At 60.2% G+C, this 17,589-nt stretch carries 13 protein-coding genes; 5 read left to right on the forward strand and 8 right to left on the reverse strand.

Annotation, left to right across the window (positions count from 1 at the left end; all coding sequences use genetic code 11):
* Positions 1 to 477: 477 nt before the first annotated feature.
* Positions 478 to 1,335, reverse strand: a complete 858-nt coding sequence (locus BMY73_RS26720) for a BON domain-containing protein (RefSeq protein ID WP_092410887.1) — start codon at positions 1,333 to 1,335, stop codon at positions 478 to 480.
* Positions 1,336 to 1,591: 256 nt separating this feature from the next.
* On the opposite strand from BMY73_RS26720, the gene algB reads away from it, so the two are divergent.
* Together algB and BMY73_RS26730 are read left to right on the forward strand one after the other, a co-directional pair.
* Positions 1,592 to 2,938 carry a sigma-54-dependent response regulator transcription factor AlgB gene (gene algB / locus BMY73_RS26725; RefSeq protein WP_062386455.1) on the forward strand — a complete coding sequence of 449 codons (1,347 nt, stop codon included), beginning with the start codon at positions 1,592 to 1,594 and terminating at the stop codon, positions 2,936 to 2,938.
* A gap of 10 nt (positions 2,939 to 2,948) precedes the next feature.
* On the forward strand, positions 2,949 to 4,736 hold the full coding sequence (locus tag BMY73_RS26730) for a KinB sensor domain-containing domain (protein WP_062386452.1): 1,788 nt from the start codon (positions 2,949 to 2,951) through the stop codon (positions 4,734 to 4,736).
* 51 nt (positions 4,737 to 4,787) lie between these two features.
* On the opposite strand, the gene BMY73_RS26735 is transcribed toward BMY73_RS26730, so the two are convergent.
* From BMY73_RS26735 to BMY73_RS26760, 6 genes are all read right to left on the reverse strand, one after another.
* Positions 4,788 to 6,407 carry an EAL domain-containing protein gene (locus BMY73_RS26735; RefSeq protein WP_062386448.1) on the reverse strand — a complete coding sequence of 540 codons (1,620 nt, stop codon included), beginning with the start codon at positions 6,405 to 6,407 and terminating at the stop codon, positions 4,788 to 4,790.
* Between the two features lie 82 nt (positions 6,408 to 6,489).
* A complete protein-coding gene (locus BMY73_RS26740) occupies positions 6,490 to 7,266 on the reverse strand; it encodes an N-acetylmuramoyl-L-alanine amidase (protein ID WP_092410889.1) in 777 nt (258 codons plus the stop codon).
* Between the two features lie 100 nt (positions 7,267 to 7,366).
* A complete protein-coding gene (locus BMY73_RS26745) occupies positions 7,367 to 9,562 on the reverse strand; it encodes a diguanylate cyclase (protein ID WP_092410891.1) in 2,196 nt (731 codons plus the stop codon).
* A complete protein-coding gene (locus BMY73_RS26750) occupies positions 9,559 to 10,437 on the reverse strand; it encodes an endonuclease/exonuclease/phosphatase family protein (protein ID WP_062386439.1) in 879 nt (292 codons plus the stop codon). The genes BMY73_RS26745 and BMY73_RS26750 overlap by 4 nt, the downstream gene beginning before the upstream one ends.
* 8 nt (positions 10,438 to 10,445) lie before the next feature.
* The gene (locus BMY73_RS26755) at positions 10,446 to 11,087 is read right to left on the reverse strand and encodes a thiol:disulfide interchange protein DsbA/DsbL (RefSeq protein ID WP_062386436.1); all 642 of its coding nucleotides are present in this window, start codon (positions 11,085 to 11,087) and stop codon (positions 10,446 to 10,448) included.
* A 202-nt stretch (positions 11,088 to 11,289) separates the two neighbouring features.
* Positions 11,290 to 11,907 carry a c-type cytochrome gene (locus BMY73_RS26760; protein ID WP_062386433.1) on the reverse strand — a complete coding sequence of 206 codons (618 nt, stop codon included), beginning with the start codon at positions 11,905 to 11,907 and terminating at the stop codon, positions 11,290 to 11,292.
* Between the two features lie 175 nt (positions 11,908 to 12,082).
* On the opposite strand from BMY73_RS26760, the gene yihA reads away from it, so the two are divergent.
* Entirely contained in the window at positions 12,083 to 12,718 is a 636-nt protein-coding gene (gene yihA / locus BMY73_RS26765) for a ribosome biogenesis GTP-binding protein YihA/YsxC (RefSeq protein WP_062386430.1), read from the forward strand.
* A gap of 243 nt (positions 12,719 to 12,961) precedes the next feature.
* Here the strand turns inward: yihA and polA are convergent, their stop codons facing one another.
* Entirely contained in the window at positions 12,962 to 15,727 is a 2,766-nt protein-coding gene (polA, locus tag BMY73_RS26770) for a DNA polymerase I (protein WP_092410893.1), read from the reverse strand.
* 74 nt (positions 15,728 to 15,801) lie between these two features.
* On the opposite strand from polA, the gene BMY73_RS26775 reads away from it, so the two are divergent.
* Together BMY73_RS26775 and BMY73_RS26780 are read left to right on the forward strand one after the other, a co-directional pair.
* Positions 15,802 to 16,092, forward strand: a complete 291-nt coding sequence (locus BMY73_RS26775) for a DUF2782 domain-containing protein (RefSeq protein ID WP_062386425.1) — start codon at positions 15,802 to 15,804, stop codon at positions 16,090 to 16,092.
* 34 nt (positions 16,093 to 16,126) lie between these two features.
* Positions 16,127 to 17,077, forward strand: a complete 951-nt coding sequence (locus tag BMY73_RS26780) for a homoserine kinase (RefSeq protein WP_092410895.1) — start codon at positions 16,127 to 16,129, stop codon at positions 17,075 to 17,077.
* Positions 17,078 to 17,589 lie beyond the last annotated feature (512 nt).

The following is a 17,589-nucleotide window of genomic DNA, read 5'->3' on the forward strand; positions in this document are numbered from 1 at the left end:
CCCGCACTCCGACGACGCTCCGTGGGCCCGCGCCGAACGGGCATCCATGCCCTGACGGCGCTCTCGCGGCATCCATGCCGCTCGACCCACTGCGCGTCGTCTGCGTTTGGCCTGCACCCAAGTCGCGATTTGCGGCGTCTGGACTGTCGCGTATATGAACGGCGTGGGCTGGAGCTAACGCTCCTCGCTTTCTTGGTTCGTGCATCAATCCTTCGCACGCCACCCTGTAGGAGCGTGGCTTGTCCCGCGATCTGCCGGGAACCGGCAGCAAGATCGGTGCATGCGGGGTGTCAGGTTAACCGAGTCGTCTGATTTTGCTACCGCTGCGCGGCATACCGTCCGGCGTCTGCCGCAACTCCGCTTCTGCCCGCAGGGCGTAGCGCGCTTGCCCGCGAGAGGCCGGTACATCCGATGCCTCTTCATCGGCAGAACGCTCGATTCGCGGGCAAGCGCGCTCCTGCAGGAACTTGGCAGTAATCAACCGGCGCTACGGGTCATGACGCGCAATGTGTCCGCGTCCACACCCTTGACTCCACGAATGTTGCGAGCAATTTCAACCGCCAGCTCTTTCTCGGCGTAATTGGCAACGACGCCGTCCAGGCTGACCACGCCGCTCTTGGTTTCGACCTTTATGTTGAGCCCGTCCAGGTTGCGGCTATAGATAAGGCTGGATTTGACCTTGCTGGTGATCCAGGCATCACTGAACTCCTCCCGCACGCTGTTGGCTTCAGCCTGATTCTGCTCCTTGATGGCCTGCGTATCCCGGGCACTCAGGCTGATGAGGTTGTTCACCTCGGTGACGCCATCGGTATTGCTGGCAAGGCTGCCCGCCAGTTGCTTGGCCTCGGCATCTTTCGCCTGGCCTTTCAACGTGACCACGCCGCCACGAGCGGCCGTAACATCAATGTTGAGGCCTTCGGTCACGCTGTTCCACAGCAGCTTCGACTTGATGGTTGCAGTCAGCGTGGCATCGTCGAAGCGCTGGGCCATGTTGGCTTTGGTGCCGGGCTCTGCCGCCACCTGGGGGTCGATCACCAATTGATTGTCGACCTTATCGATGCCTTGAGTGTCGCCCGCAATTTGAGTCGCCAGATCCTTGTCGACCTGATTTTCAACCTTGCCCGTCAGAACCGCCGTGCCCTGCTCGACCTTCACGCCGATATTAAACGGGCTCAGATGGCGGTTCAGCGCGAACGCGGTCCAGATCGACCCTTCCTGACGCGCCTGAGTCAGTTGTGTTTGCAAGTCGCCCTGCGCGGCCTCGGCGATAAGCGGGGTCATCCCGAACAGGCCGGCGGTGGCAATAGCCAGAACGATTTTCTTCAGCGGGTGCATGGCAATCTCCAGACATTTTTCAAAAGGGGTCACTGGAGAGACTTTTCATTTGCCCGGATGTTCTGTTTCGCGAATCAGCGCTCCTCGACCTCGCCCGCTTGCAGGACTGGGTACTGCGGGGTTGGATGAGCGCCCTGTTTTGAGTTTTTTGGCAGACCACTACCATGCTGCTCGTTTAATCAATCAGAATGAACCATGCAACTTGCCCGATTTTTCCGGGACTAACCAAGATCATTCATTTAGGAGCGTAGGAAAAATGGAAGCAGCCACTGAGAATCAGGGCCGTATTCTGCTTGTGGATGATGAATCCGCCATCCTTCGCACCTTCCGATATTGCCTGGAAGATGAAGGCTACAGCGTTGCCACCGCCAATAGCGCGGCTCAGGCCGAGGCGCTGCTGCAACGTCAAGTATTCGACGTATGTTTCCTGGACCTGCGTCTGGGAGAAGACAATGGGCTGGACGTGTTGGCGCAGATGCGCGTGCAAGCGCCCTGGATGCGTGTGGTGATAGTGACCGCCCATTCGGCCGTGGACACCGCTGTCGACGCCATTCAAGCGGGGGCCGCTGATTATCTGGTCAAACCGTGCAGTCCTGACCAACTGCGTCTGGCAACCGCCAAGCAACTGGAAGTGCGTCAGCTGTCCGCGCGCCTCGAAGCGCTTGAAGGTGAGGTGCGCAAACCCAAGGACGGCCTGGATTCCCACAGCCCGTCGATGATGGCGATTCTGGAAACGGCCCGTCAGGTGGCCAATACGGACGCCAACATTCTGATTCTGGGCGAATCGGGGACGGGTAAAGGTGAACTGGCGCGTGCGATTCACGGTTGGAGCAAACGGAACAAAAAAGCCTGCGTCACCATCAACTGCCCGTCGTTGACGGCCGAATTGATGGAAAGCGAGCTGTTCGGCCATAGCCGAGGCGCGTTCACGGGTGCCAGCGAAAGCACACTGGGCCGGGTTAACCAGGCCGATGGCGGCACGCTGTTTCTCGACGAAATCGGCGACTTCCCCCTGACCCTGCAACCCAAGCTGCTGCGCTTCATTCAAGACAAGGAATACGAACGCGTCGGCGACCCGGTCACCCGACGCGCCGACGTGCGCATCCTCGCGGCGACCAACCTGAACCTGGAAGACATGGTGCGCGACGGGCGTTTCCGTGAAGACCTTCTGTATCGACTGAATGTCATCACCCTGCATCTGCCGCCTTTGCGTGAGCGTGGCGAAGACATCCTGACCCTGGCGGATCGCTTCCTGGCGCGCTTCGTTAAAGAATACGGTCGCCCGGCGCGGGGCTTCAGCGATGAAGCACGCAGTGCGCTGCTCAACTACCGCTGGCCGGGCAACATCCGCGAGCTTCGCAACGTGATCGAACGGGCGAGCATTATCTGCCCGCAAGAGAAGGTCGAAATCAGCCATCTGGGCATGGCCGAACAACCGACCAACAATGCACCGCGCGTCGGCGCAGCGTTGAGTCTGGACGAACTGGAAAAAGCGCACATCGGCGCGGTGCTGGCCACCAGTGACACCCTTGATCAGGCCGCACGGACGCTCGGTATCGATGCGTCGACGCTGTACCGCAAACGCAAGCAATACAACTTGTGATGGGCCGTCGATGAAGTTCGGGATGAAGTTGCGCACGCGCCTGTTCCTCAGCATTTCGGCGCTGATGACGGTCGCCCTGTTGGGATTGATGCTAGGGCTGGTCAGCGTCATGCAGATGGCCAAGTCCCAGGAGTCGCTGATACGGCACAACTTCATCACGCTCGATATCGGCCTCAAACTCCGGCAGAACCTGGGTGACCAACTGGTCATGCTGCTCAGGGCAACGCCGGATCAAGCCGCGCTGGCGCAAAACCAGGCGCAGTTCGAGGCCCTCCTCGATCAGGGCATCGAACACGATCAGCAGACCAACACACACAGCGGCTTCGAAAAAGCGCGCCTGGATTACGCGCACTTCCTCGACGCCCTTCGGCGCGCGGGCGATCCCGCCAACGCGCTGACCGACGACAAGAACGTAACCAGCGCCTTCAACACGCTGCGCAACGGCCTGCTGGACGCACACCGGCAAGCACTGGAAAACATCAGTCAGGCCGAGAGTGCCTCGCGTACTCGCGCCTTGTGGGTCGCAGCGCTGCTGGGGCTGGTGGGCCTCGCGGTACTGGCGATCGGATTTGTCACCGCGCACGGCATTGCGCGCCGTTTCGGCGCGCCCATCGAGGCCCTGGCGAAGGCCGCCGACAACATCGGTCAGGGCAACTTCGAAGTGACCTTGCCAATCTCTTCTGCTGCGGAAATGAATCAACTGACCCGACGCTTCGGCATCATGGCCGAAGCTTTGCGCCAGCATCAGGTCACCAACGTCGACGAACTGCTGGCCGGCCAGCAGCGCCTGCAAGCGGTGCTCGACAGCATCGACGACGGCTTGCTGATGATTGATCGTCAGGGTCGACTCGAACACCTCAATCCCGTAGCCCAACGCCAGCTCGGGTGGGAAGAGGACAAGCTCGGTCAAGGGCTGGGTGAAGCGCTGCAACGGCCTGAACTGGATGAGCAACTGCATCTCGTGCTGCGCGGCGGAACGCTCGAACGGGCGCCGGAAGACTTGTCCATCGAGATCGACGGCGAAACCCGACTCCTCACTTACAGCCTGACACCCGTCAGTCACACCAAGGGCCATATCCTGGGGGCGGTGATGGTGCTGCACGACGTCACCGAACAGCGAGCGTTCGAGCGAGTCCGCAGTGAGTTCGTCCTGCGCGCGTCTCACGAGTTGCGCACCCCCGTTACCGGCATGCACATGGCCTTCGGGCTGTTGCAGGAACGGGTGCACTTCCCCCCTGAATCGCGCGAAACCGACCTGCTCAAGACGGTCAACGAAGAGATGCAGCGCTTGATGCAGCTGATCAACGACCTGCTGAATTTCTCTCGCTACCAGAATGGGCTGCAGAAGCTCACCCTCGCACCGTGCGACGTCGGCGAGCTGCTGAATGAGGCCCGTGACCGATTTGCCGAATCCGCCCAGGAGCACGATGTGATGGTGCTGCTGGAAATGCAGGAGCCGTTACCACGCCTGCAAGCCGACAAGGCCCATCTGGAACGGGTACTGGACAACCTGCTGGATAACGCGCTGCGCCATACACCTCAATCCGGGCTCATTCGCCTCCAGGCGCGTAGGCACGGCGAACGCCTGGTCATCAGCGTCGAAGACAACGGCGAGGGGATCGCCTACGAGCAGCAGGCACGAATTTTCGAACCCTTCGTACAAGTCGGACGCAAGAAAGGCGGGGCAGGCCTGGGACTGGCATTGTGTAAGGAGATCGTGCAGTTGCACGGCGGTCGCATGGGGGTTTACTCGAGGCCGGGGCAAGGGACGCAGTTCTATATGGCGTTACCGTTGTAGGTCCTACGCTCGCTCACGTCTACGAAGCCCCCGCCGTCCCGGTTACTGCAATCACGCCACATCATCCGTGCGTCGCCCTGCGCTACGCCGTCCACCTGTCACCAACTCGGTAAACTTGCTTGCACTCAAAGGGCGGGCGAACAGCCAGCCCTGACCGTATATAACGCCCTCACTTTTAAGCAGCAGCGCCTGGGACTCGAACTCTATCCCCTCGGCAATCACCCTCAGCTGCAATGCGTGCGCCATGCGGATGATATGCGGGGCCACGCCGCTGCTGGCGGCGTCATGACCTAGCGCGTCGATGAACGCCTTGTCGATCTTCAGGCAATCCACGGGCAAGGTCTGCAAATAGGCCAGGCTGCAATAACCGGTACCAAAATCGTCGATCAACACCTGATGCCCACGATCACGCAGCGCTTGCAAGTGATTGCGTGCCACCACCACGTCGACCAGCCCCCGCTCGGTGACCTCGAAGGCAATCTGCCGGGGGGCAACCCGATGCAGGGCGAGGAGCTTCGCCGTCACGCGACCAATGCGTGGCGCCATCACGTCGCAGGCCGCAAGGTTGACCGACACATACAGATGCGGGTTTGCGCGCAGTACATGACCGAGCTGTTCCAGCAACTGCTGCAGCACGAAGTCAGTGATCTGCCGGATTTGCCCGGTATTCTCGGCCAGCGGAATGAACAGGTCTGGGCTGGTCAGCGTGCCGTCTGGTCGTCGCCAGCGCACCAAAGCCTCAGCCCCGACGCACAGCCGGGTATTGAGGTCGAAAATGGGCTGATACAAAACCTTCAGCTCACCCCGACGTAACGCGCCGTGCAACTCGCCGCCCAAAGACTGCCGCTGCCGGACCAGTTGCAGCACCAGGATCCCGATGCACAGCGACACCAGCAGGCTCGCAGGAACCAACAGCCACCACGCCCCGGTGACCTTCTGTTGCAGACCGCTGCGCGGGGTGATCAGCACCAGTTGGTACTCCGGGCTCTGTGTCGGCATGCGGTAGACCAGTTTGTCCTGCGTGGTGATCAGTGTTTCGACGGATGTCGGTGTCCAGTCAGGCGTGGGCGGCCAGGTTTGCGCCGGCCCCAATACGGGCACGGCCTTGGCGCCTTGATCCAGCACCACGACCAAACTGCCACCGGGAGGCAGATCCACCACATCGGTCAAGTGGCCGCGCGACGTCGAGACTCGAAAATCCCCGCGCCCCAGCATCAGGGAGGCGAGGTTGTCATCCGGTTGGGTGGAGGTGTTGAGCCAATAGTCGTAAGTCGGCCCACGGATGTCAGGGGCACGCGGCTTGCCAATCATGCTTTGTCGCGTCCAGCTGGAGCAGAACTGCGTGTCGTCCACGTAGGCCGCTTCATAAATGAAGCGATACCGCGAGTTGACCTGCCGCAGTTGTTCGACCATCGCCGGGCTGCAACCTCGTAGCGGCTGTGCTTCGAGCTGATCCAGGCCTGCGCGTAATTGCCCGAACAACTGCTCCAGACGGGCCAGAAACCGCTCGCCCTGAGCGTTCATCTGCGCGCTCTCTTCCTGTCGGGCCTGATGCATCGCCAGGCCGAAACTGCCCGCCAGCAGCACGACAGCGCTTAACAACGCTGCCAGCAATGCCAGGACCGAAGGACGATAAAGAACTGAGCGCAGGTGCGGCGAAGCCGTGAACATCGGCCGGGTTTCCAGATGAATACCAATGAGGTATAGCAACAAGCGTGGAAATAGCCCGCCAAAAAGTTACACGGCGGGTAATTTAGTGCCTGAGGTTGAGCACTTGAAGAATAGCCGCACTTTGCAGATCAGGCTCACCGTCGAATTTCTGCGGGCGGTAGTGCATCTGAAAAGCCGCCAGTACGTGACGACTCGCAATGTCCCATTCCCCGGTTTGCGGCGTCGGATAGCCCAGGAGCGCGAGTTGTTGCTGGAACCATGTCGCGCTCGGCAACACGCCCATCAGTTGCGCCTGACGCTGCGCCACCTGCTGTTCATCGGGCCAGATGCCAAGACCTTCCTGCGCCAATCGCTTCCAGGGAAACAGCGGTCCAGGGTCCAGCTTGCGCGTGGGCGCGATATCGCTATGCCCGATGACATGCCGGGGTTCGATCTTGTTGCGTTTGACGATGTCTTTGAGCAGCACGATCAGCGATTGAATCTGCGCTTCGCTGTACGGATACCAAAGCCGACCCGTCGGGGTGTCGCGATAACCCGGATTGACGATTTCGATGCCGATGCTGCTGGAATTCAGCCAGGTTCGACCTTCCCATTCGCTTTCACCTGCATGCCATGCCCGCTGGCTTTCATCGACGAGCTTGTAGATCGTGGCCGGGCCATCGCCTATCAGGTAATGGGCGCTCACCTCGCCATGAGTCAACAGTGCGAGCGAGCGATCAAGGGATGCCGAGGTGTAATGCACCACGACAAACTGCGTGCGGCTGTCGAAATTGGCGGAAGGGTGGCTGGTGTCGAGCTTCGGGCCGCTGGAACAGGCCGTCAGCAACAAGAGCAGGAGAAACGCTGAAAAAAACTTCATAAAAGGCAGAACACATCGGCAAGTAATGCAACAGTGTAACGTAATGCCAGCGCCGCGCTCAAAAATGGCTGCTACCGCACACCACCGGGTGCTGCCCACTTCAACCTTGTTCGATGCGATTTCGCCCTTCGGCTTTGGCTCGATACAACGCCTGATCGGCGCGCTTGAGCACCAGATCGCTGCGCTCGCCCGGTTTGAACGTCGTGATGCCCATGGACACCGTGATCGTCACCGGCTCGCCCTTGAAATGAAAAGGGCAGGCTTCGATGGTCCTGCGTAAACGGTCAAGCAACGCCAGGCCGTCGGCCATTTGAGTGTGGGGAAGTAGAAAAACAAACTCCTCGCCGCCGAAACGCGCAATGAAGTCAGACGGCCTTACGCGTTTTTTCAACTGCGTCGCAATGATCTTCAGCACCTTGTCGCCGGCCAGGTGCCCATAGCCGTCGTTGATACGCTTGAAATGGTCCAGGTCGAGAATCCCCAACAGCAGGCTGGAGCGCTGCTTCTGCAACTGGTCGACTTCACGGTCCAGTCGCTCGTTCCAGGCCGCTCGGTTGGGCAGCCCCGTAAGGGTGTCGATCAAGGCCTTTTGTCGCTGCTCTTCCAAATGCGCGCGGAATCCCAGCGCCTCTTGCTCCATGGTCGCAACGCGGCTAGCCAACGATTGGAGCCGCGTTGCGACCTCCTGCTCACGCAGATCGCGCTGTCTCTGATGCTCGTCCATGGTGCCGAGCAGGCCTTCCAGACGGCTCTCCAACACGTGCTTCAAGCTGTCGAGATCGGCCGCTTCCTGCACGCTGCTTTGCAGATCGCCTACATGCTCACGTAATTGGTCGTTCAACTCCCTTGATGCGGACTGCTGCCCCGCGTGGTCCTCGCTGGCCGCCTGTAGATTGCTCTGGAATGACTCCAGTCGTTCGTTGAGCTGTTTGAGGTAGAGCTCGAACTCATGTTGACCGCTGTCGGTGATCGCCAGCATCAAGACCGCCAGGTCGTCGAGGATCGGCAGCAACTCGTACCAGTTCAACCCGTGTTCGAGCCGGACACGCATGGCTTCGGCTTGCGGGCGGTGATGCTCCGGCAACGTCAGATCATTGAGTAAGCCCAGCAGGGTTTCCTCGATGTGAGCAGCGACCGAGCTATAACTCGGTTCGGGCGAAGAGGGCAGCGCGTAGGGTCCGTCTTCTTCGGCATCGTCCTCGGCAGCGGGTTCGTCGTCGCCGTCCGCCTTTTCATCGGCGTGTTCCTCGATGCCCGGACCTTCGACGGATACCGGTTCAACCGGCGCGATGGCCTGTTCTTCGCTGTTCGGCGCGGACGCTTCGCTCACTTGAGTAGCAGCGGCCCCGTCAGGCGCGATGTCGAGCGCAATGTTTGTAGGCCCTGACTCTGCGCTGGGCTCGACGGGCGATGCATCAGCTTCGACAACCACGGGTTCAGGTGCTGGCGGCGCAACCGCTTCCGGCTCAGCTACCAGCGTGGCGGGTTCTCGCGCCTCGGCCTCGACATCAGCCACCCTGGCGTCGGCCACTGTCGGCGTATCGGCCTCGGCTGGGGCGGGCGCCGTTGGAGCCTTGGCGGGAGCAGGCGGCTCAGTCATCAGCGTCGCGTCTGATGGCGCCTCGTTAGTCCACTGGGCAGCGTGAGGCGTCACGTGCTCCGGTTCAGTCTGCACGTCCTCGGGGTCAGGCTGTTGAGCACCGGCCGCTGCAGGATTCGGCGGCTCAATGGGCGTCTGGACGGACAAGGGCGCGTCACCCTCCTCATGCGTATCCCGGCTTCCAAAAAGACGCTGGAGAAATCCAGGACGAGCCGCCTCTTCCGTGGGCTCAAGTTGAGCCAGGGCCTGACCTTGCAGGCCACTCAGCTCGCTCAGCAGCAGCGGCAGTTCGCGGGCCTGATTGACGCGGTCTTCAAGACTCTTGGCGAAGCGTTTGAGGGGCTTGGCGACTTCTCGTGGCAATGGCAGCGATTGCAGCTGTGCGACCAGCGAGGTCAATGCCGTTCCCATTTGCTCCACGCGTTTTTCGCGACGCTGCTCGGAGTCCAGCACGGCTTTTTCGAGACGAGGGATCAAGGCCGCCAAGCCAGCGTCCATGTCGTCCTTGCGAACGATCTCGCGCATTTCCTTCATGCACTGGTCGACTGCCTTGTCCGCGCCTTCCGCCGCGAGGCTGCTGCGCACAAGACCGCGCCGGAGCAGGTCGAGGCGAGCGTTCCAACGCTTTTCCAGCTTGTCTTGCTGCTCGATGCTCTTGAGGTACTTTTCTTTCCAGCGTTGGGCTTCGTCGCTCATTCCGAGAGTCCGCGAGGAGATGTGCTTGTTATCGGCAGGGAGTCACCCATTAATGAGGCCGGCAAGCGAATCTCCACCGCGACGGGCAGATGATCGGAAATGGGGGCAGCCAGGACCTGCACTTTTTCAAGCGTCAAGGTCGGGCTGAGGAGAATGTGGTCAAGGCAGCGCTGCGGGCGCCAGCTGGGGAAGGTGGCTTCGATCTGTGGGGCGAGCAGGCCCAGATCGCGCAGCGGGGAGGTTTCCAGCAAATCGGCGGCGTGGGTGTTCATGTCACCCATCAGGATCTGATGCTTGTAGCCACCGATCAGCTCACGGATATAAGCGAGCTGCCGTGTACGGGTGCGCGCCCCCAGCGCCAGATGCATGACCACCACGATCAGAGCGTCTTCGCCCTCACCGAACCGAACCAGAATCGCGCCACGCCCCGCGGGGCCCGGCAGCGGATGATCCTCGATATCCCAAGGACGCAACCGGCTCAGCACACCGTTGCTGTGCTGGGCAAATCGTCCGAGGTTGCGATTGAGCTGCTGATGCCAGTACGGAAAGGCGCCGAGCTGGGCGAGGTGTTCTACCTGATTGACGTAGCCTGAGCGCAAGCTGCCGCCATCGGCTTCCTGCAACGCGACCAGATCATAGTCGTTGAGCAGGTTGCCGATCTTCTGCAGATTCCCGGCCCGACCGTTGTGGGGCAGCAGATGCTGCCAGCCACGGGTCAGGTAGTGCCGATAGCGTTCGGTACTGATGCCCACCTGAATGTTGAAGCTGAGCAACCGGAGCCGGCCATCGGCTGGCAATCCGGATTCCTGCACATGTCGCTCGTTGACCTTGGGAATGTGCCGGGCAACGGTGCGTTCAGTACCCCAGCGCGTCATGGCCGGGCTTACTTGGCGGTGAGCGTTGCGCGCTCTTTGGCGATCAGTTGATCGGCCACTTGCAGCGCTTGCTCGGGACCACCGGCAGTGCCCAGATCGAAGCGGTACTTGCCGTTGACGATCATGGTCGGGACGCCCGTGATTTCATACTTCTTGGCCAGTTCTTTGTACTGGGCGATCTTGCCCTTGACGGCGAACGAGTTGAAGGTTTCCAGGAACTTGGTCTTGTCGACGCCTTGAGTGGCAACGAAGTCAGCCATGTCGTTCGGATCGGTCAGGCGCTTGCCACCTTTCTGGATGGCATCGAACACGGCGGCGTGGACTTTCTTCTCGACGCCCATGGTGTCCAGGGTAATGAACAGCTGGCCGTGGGCATCCCATGGGCCGCCGAACATGGCAGGCACGCGAATGAAGTGGACATCGGCCGGAAGTTTTTCAATCCATGGGTTGATCACGGGCTCGAACGCATAGCAGTGAGGGCAGCCGTACCAGAACATTTCGACGACTTCGATCTTGCCTGGCTCGGAAACAGGGACGGCGCTGCTCAGCTCGACGTATTGCTTGCCGGCTTCGATCGGCTCTGCAGCTTGAGCGGTCAGACCGAACAGACTGGTGAACACCAGAGCGGCGCTGAGAATCAGATTACGCATGCTTAACTCCTGGGCATGAAAAGTCACCTCGACAGCGGCTGTTGGACCGGGCGGGGTGATATGAGTTCGCAAGTGTAACGCCTGCGCGCATAAAAAAGGGCAGCCATTCGCTGCCCTTTTTGGCCCGTCCGCACATGAAACATGTGCAAACATTTCCGCTCGTCGATCCGCCTGCAACGGGGCCTGCAGCCTTAATCGAGGCTTAATGCAGACCCTGTATGTAGGCCGACAGCGCATCGATGTCCTTGTTGCTCAGCTTGGAGGCGATGGTGCGCATGACCATGGTGTCGCCGTCGTTGGTACGCTCTCCCTCGCGGAACGCCGTCAACTGCTTCTTGATGTAGTCGGCATGCTGTCCGCCCAGATGCGGAAAGCCGGCCGCCGCATTACCCGCACCGTTGGGCGAGTGGCATCCCGTACACGCCGGCATGCCTTGATCCAGTTTGCCTCCCCGGAACAACGCTTCGCCCCGCGCCACCAGATTAGGATCGGCTGCACCGACGCTGCCTTTCTGACTGGCGAAGTAAGCAGCGATGTCAGCCAGGTCCTGATCATTGAGGTTGTTCAGCAGGCCCGTCATTTCCAGCACGACACGTTTGCCGTCCTTGATTTCATGGAGTTGCTTGAGCAGATAGCGCGGCCCCTGACCGGCAAGTTTAGGGAAGTTGGGGGCCATGCTGTTACCATCCGGGCCATGGCAGGCGCCACAGACGGCGGTTTTGGCCTGGCCCGCAGCAGGATCGCCCACGACCGCATCGGCGGCCTGGGTGGTACTCGAGATGCCCAAGATCAACAGCAGACTCACCAGTAGTTTGTTCATCGGCTAATCCAAGTACATTTTATTGTTGGAGTAAGGTTAGTCCGACTTGCGCGAACTTCATCCTGCTGACGCACAAAGCACACACAAAATCTGCGGCATTATATACTTGCGCCCATCACTCGGAAACGACACGCCGTTGCCGCGACCTTGCCGCAACGCCCTCACCGGATATCCCATGCAACTCAAGAACCCGATCCTCGGCCTGTGCCAACAAGCCAAGTTCATGCTCAGCGCCGCTAAAGTCGACCAATGCCCGGACGACGAAGGTTTTGAAGTGGCCTTTGCCGGTCGCTCCAACGCCGGTAAATCCAGCGCGTTGAACACCCTGACCCACGCCAGCCTGGCACGTACCTCGAAAACGCCGGGCCGCACGCAGCTGCTGAACTTCTTCAGTCTGGACGATGATCGGCGTCTGGTCGACCTGCCCGGCTACGGTTATGCAAAAGTACCGATTCCGCTCAAGCAGCACTGGCAGCGTCACCTTGAGGCTTACCTGGGCAGCCGCGAGAGTTTGAAGGGTCTGATTCTGATGATGGACATCCGTCACCCGATGACCGACTTCGACCTGTTGATGCTCGACTGGGCCATCGCCAGCGGCATGCCGATGCACATCCTGCTGACCAAGGCAGACAAACTGACCTTTGGCGCGGCCAAGAACACGCTGCTCAAGGTGCAGTCGGAAATCCGCAAGGGTTGGGGCGATGCGGTCACCATCCAGCTGTTCTCGGCGCCCAAGCGCATGGGCCTGGAAGAGGCGTACACCGTGCTGGCTGACTGGATGGAACTGGAAGACAAGGCGCCTGCGGCGTAAATCGCAGGCAAAAAAAACCCCGGACTTCATATGGGGAGGGGAAGTTCGGGGTCTAAGTCCAGACCACTAGGGAGAGGTCCGGATATCTGCCAACACTTAACACAACATAGGAGCATGAGTGGCTACGTCAACCACTCGCAAACTCTGACCGGCTTTTGTCCGTGGAAGTTCAAAACCCGCGGAAATTTAATGTTGGCAGTCCAGGCCGGCCCTTGATTCCAGGCGCGGCCCGTAGTCATGCCCTCAGTGCGCCTCGTCCCAGTTACTGCCCACGCCTACTTCCACCAGCAGCGGCACGTCCAGGCTCGCCGCGCCACTCATGTGGACGCGGATGTCCTTGCTGATCTGCTCGACCAGGTCCTCGCGCACTTCGAGCACCAGTTCGTCGTGAACCTGCAGAATCACGCGGGCATCCAGACCTGAGTTGTCCAGCCAGCCATTCACCGCCACCATCGCACGCTTGATGATATCGGCCGCCGTGCCCTGCATCGGCGCGTTGATCGCCATGCGTTCAGCGCCTTTGCGCAGCGCCTGGTTCTTCGCATTGATGTCCGGCAGATAGAGCCGACGCCCGAAAATCGTTTCGACGAAGCCCTGTTCGGCTGCCTGGGTGCGGGTGCGCTCCATGTAGTCGAGCACGCCGGGATACCGCGCGAAATAACGGTCCACATACGCCTGTGACTGCTTGCGGTCGACGCCGATCTGCTTGGCCAGACCAAACGCGCTCATGCCGTAGATCAGACCGAAGTTGATCGCCTTGGCACTGCGACGCATGTCGTTGGTGACCTCTGGCAGCTCGACGCCAAACACCTCTGCCGCCGTTGCCCGGTGTACGTCCAGGTCGTTACGGAAGGCATGCAGCAGCCCTTCGTCCTTGGCCAGATGCGCCATGATCCGCAACTCGATCTGCGAATAGTCTGCCGCCAGCAGCTTGTAGCCTTGCGGCGCTACGAACGCCTGACGAATCCGGCGGCCTTCGGCGGTGCGGATCGGAATGTTCTGCAAGTTCGGATCGCTGGAGGACAAGCGTCCGGTCACGGCCACCGCCTGATGATAAGAGGTGTGGATCCGCCCGGTGCGCGGGTTGATCTGCTCGGGCAGGCGGTCGGTGTAGGTGCTTTTCAGCTTGCTCATCGAGCGGTACTGCATCAGCACCTTCGGCAGCGGAAACTCCTGCTCAGCCAGTTCCGCCAGCACGGCTTCAGCCGTGGAAGGTTGTCCGGTGGCCGTTTTGCTGATGATCGGCATGCCCAGCTTTTCATACAGGATCACGCCCAGCTGCTTGGGCGAACCGAGGTTGAATTCCTCGCCCGCGATGGCGAACGCCTCACGCTCAAGCTCGATCATTTTGTTGCCCAGCTCGACACTCTGGGTCCCCAGCAGCTTGGCATCGACCAGTGCCCCCTGGCGTTCGATGCGCGCCAACACCGGCATCAGCGGCATTTCGATCTCGTTCAGCACCGGCGCGAGTGTCGGGATCTTGTCGAGTTTCGCTTGCAGGATTTCGTGCAGGCGCAACGTCAGGTCGACTTCCTCGGCGGCGTAGATGCCCGCCTGCTCCAGCGCGATTTGGTCGAAGGACAGCTGCTTGGCGCCCTTGCCGGCGATGTCCTGGAAATTCACCGGCGTATGATCCAGGTACTTGGCCACCAGACTGTCGCGGTCATGGCGAGTGGCAGTCGAGTCGAGCACATAGGATTCGAGCATGGTGTCGAACTTCACGCCCTGCACATTGATGCCCTGACTCTGATCGCCACCAATGGCGCAGTTCGCCAGCAGGTTGATGGCGAACTTGGCGTGCTGGCCGACCTTGATCTTGCTCGCGTCCTCCAGCATCGGCTTGACGGCGGTGAGCACCGCGTCGCGATCCAGTTGCTGCGGCACGCCCATGTAGGAGTGGGTCAGCGGGATGTAGCAGGCTTCGTGGGTCTTGATCGCGAACGACAGGCCAACGATCTGCGCGCGTTGCGCATCGGTGCCATTGCTTTGCGCAACGAAGGCGAACAGGTTCGCTGCCTGGAGTTTCTTCAACCAGTCGTCAAACTGGGTCTGCTCCAGAATCAGCTCATACTTGGCCTCGATGACCGGCGCAGCTTCTTCGACAGGCGCGATCTCGGCACCTTCCTGTTTGGCTTCGCGCTGCAGGTCATTGATCCAGCTCTTGAACTCAAGCTCGGTGTACAGCGCCAGCAAAGCTTCGCGGTCAGGCTCGCCGCAGTGCAAGGCATCCAGTTCGATGTCCAGCGGCACGTCGACCTTGATGGTCGCCAGCTTGTAGGACAGGAACGCCATTTCCTTGTGCTCTTCGAGCTTGGCGGGCAAGGATTTTGCGCCACGGATCGCCAGGGTCGGGACCTTGTCGAGGTTCTCGTAAAGCTCTTTCAGACCACCGTTGATGCCGACGAGAAGTCCGGCAGCCGTCTTTTCGCCAACGCCAGGAACGCCGGGAATATTGTCGACTTTGTCGCCCATCAACGCGAGATAGTCGATGATGTGCTCGGGACCGACGCCAAATTTCTCTTTCACGCCAGCCACGTCCAGCACGCTACCGGTCATGGTGTTGACCAAGGTAATGTGCCCGTCCACCAGCTGTGCCATGTCTTTGTCACCGGTGGAGATGATGACCGGCCGATCGGCCGCGGCACTGCTGCGCGCCAGGGTGCCGATCACGTCGTCGGCTTCCACGCCTTCGACGCACAGCAACGGATAACCCAGGCCCTTCACGCAGTTATGCAGGAAGTCGATCTGAACACGCATGTCGTCAGGCATGCTCGGACGATTGGCCTTGTACTCGGCAAACATTTCATCGCGGAACGTTCCGCCCTTGGCGTCAAACACCACGGCGAACGGACTTTCGGGATACTGTTTGCGCAGGCTCTTGAGCATGTTCAACACGCCCTTGACCGCACCGGTAGGCAGGCCCTTGGACGTGGTGAGTGGCGGCAGCGCGTGGAAGGCGCGGTACAGATAAGAAGAACCGTCCACCAGGACGAGGGGCGCGAGACTCATGTGCAGGATCAACCTTTTCGGCGGGGTCGGCGCTAGAATGCGAGGACCGTTGACGACAAAGGAGCAAGGTTATCATGCGTACGCAAAATCGCTTGTTACTGGTCGCTCTATGGGCTGCCTGCCCGCTGATCGCAGTGGCGGCTGAAGATGAAGCCCCGTCGGCGGAACCTGACGTCACGATCCGCAAGGATGGCGACAATTTCGTGCAGGAATACAAGGCAAACGGCTTTGTTTATGCGGTAAAAATCACGCCGAAACATGGCAAACCGTACTATCTGGTACGCGCCGATGGCACAAGCGGTCAATTCATTCGTTCGGATCAACCGGACATGCTGATACCCCAGTGGGTACTATTCAGCTGGTAACGCCTTACATCCACCTTTTGCTGGCAGTGTTCATATGTCTGTTTTTACTCCCCTGGCTCGGCCCGAGCTGGAAGCTTTTCTCGCCCCGTACGGGCTCGGCCAACTGCGTGATTTCCAAGGCATCGCAGCCGGAAGTGAAAACACCAATTTCTTTATCAGCATGGAAAAGGGCGAGTTCGTCCTGACGCTTGTCGAGCGCGGCCCGGTGCAGGAAATGCCGTTCTTCATCGAATTGCTGGATGTGCTGCACGATGCGGACCTGCCGGTCCCTTACGCCCTGCGTACCACCGATGGACACGCGTTGCGCGAGCTCAAAGGCAAGCCCGCGCTGCTGCAACCGCGTCTGTCGGGCAAGCACCCGACCGAACCCAATACCCAGCACTGCGCGCAAATCGGCGAGTTGATGGCGCACATGCACCTCGCGACCCGTGAAAAGACCATCGAGCGCAAAACCGATCGCGGCCTGGACTGGATGTTGAAGGAAGGCAGCAACTTCATCTCCCATCTCGGCGAAACGGAAGGTGCTTTGCTGAAGCGTTCCGTCGAGGAAATCGAGCGGCAGAAAGACAACATCATGGCCCTGCCGCGCGCCAACGTGCATGCGGACCTGTTCCGTGACAACACGCTGTTCGAAGGTACTCACCTGACTGGCGTGATCGACTTCTACAACGCCTGCTCCGCACCGATGCTGTATGACGTGGCAATCGCCGTGAATGACTGGTGTTCGTTCGAGGACGGCAAGATCGATGCGCCGCGCGCACGGGCAATGCTGGGCGCCTACGCGGGATTGCGTCCGTTTACGGCGGCGGAAGCTGAGCTGTGGTCGACGATGTTGCGCGTGGGTTGCGTACGGTTCTGGCTGTCGCGGCTGATTGCGGCGGAGAACTTTGCCGGGCAGGACGTGCTGATCCACGACCCGTCGGAATTCCGCAAACGTCTGGAGCAGCGCCAGGAAACACATATTCCGCTGCCGTTTGCTTTGTAAAAACCAGCGTTCGCATGTCGAAGTCAGTGTAGGAGCCGACGCCCACGGTCTTAGCGTCGTCCTCATATCCTCGGAACGACGCAATCCCTGTAGGAGCCGTCCGAGGTTACGAGGGCCGCGAAGGCGGTAGGTCCGTCGCCGGTGATGATGCTGATCCACCGCATTCGCCAGCAAGCCGGCTTGTATGTTTAGACTTGATGGGGTGGGAGGGACGGAAAGCCGAATCTGACTCTAGCCAGTACAGACCGTTGGGAGACTTCCAGCCCCGCCCTGTCACCTATAAGCGCCGATATGGAATGCATCGGCCTGGACCGACGATAGAAGCAAGCCAGCGCTTACGGTGAACCCCCAGCAAGCTCTTAAACCCTAGCTCGGAGGGTGTGACATGGCAATCCTTGATGCAGCGGCGATTGTGGGTGTCGATGTGGCGATGGCGGAACTTGTCACCGCTCAGCGTGGTGTTGATAAGACTCACTGTTTGGTCAATGAGCGAACTTCGATTCACCACTGGC

This window comes from Pseudomonas sp. NFACC02, from assembly GCF_900110765.1.
In the GTDB taxonomy this organism is placed as follows: Bacteria; Pseudomonadota; Gammaproteobacteria; order Pseudomonadales; family Pseudomonadaceae; genus Aquipseudomonas.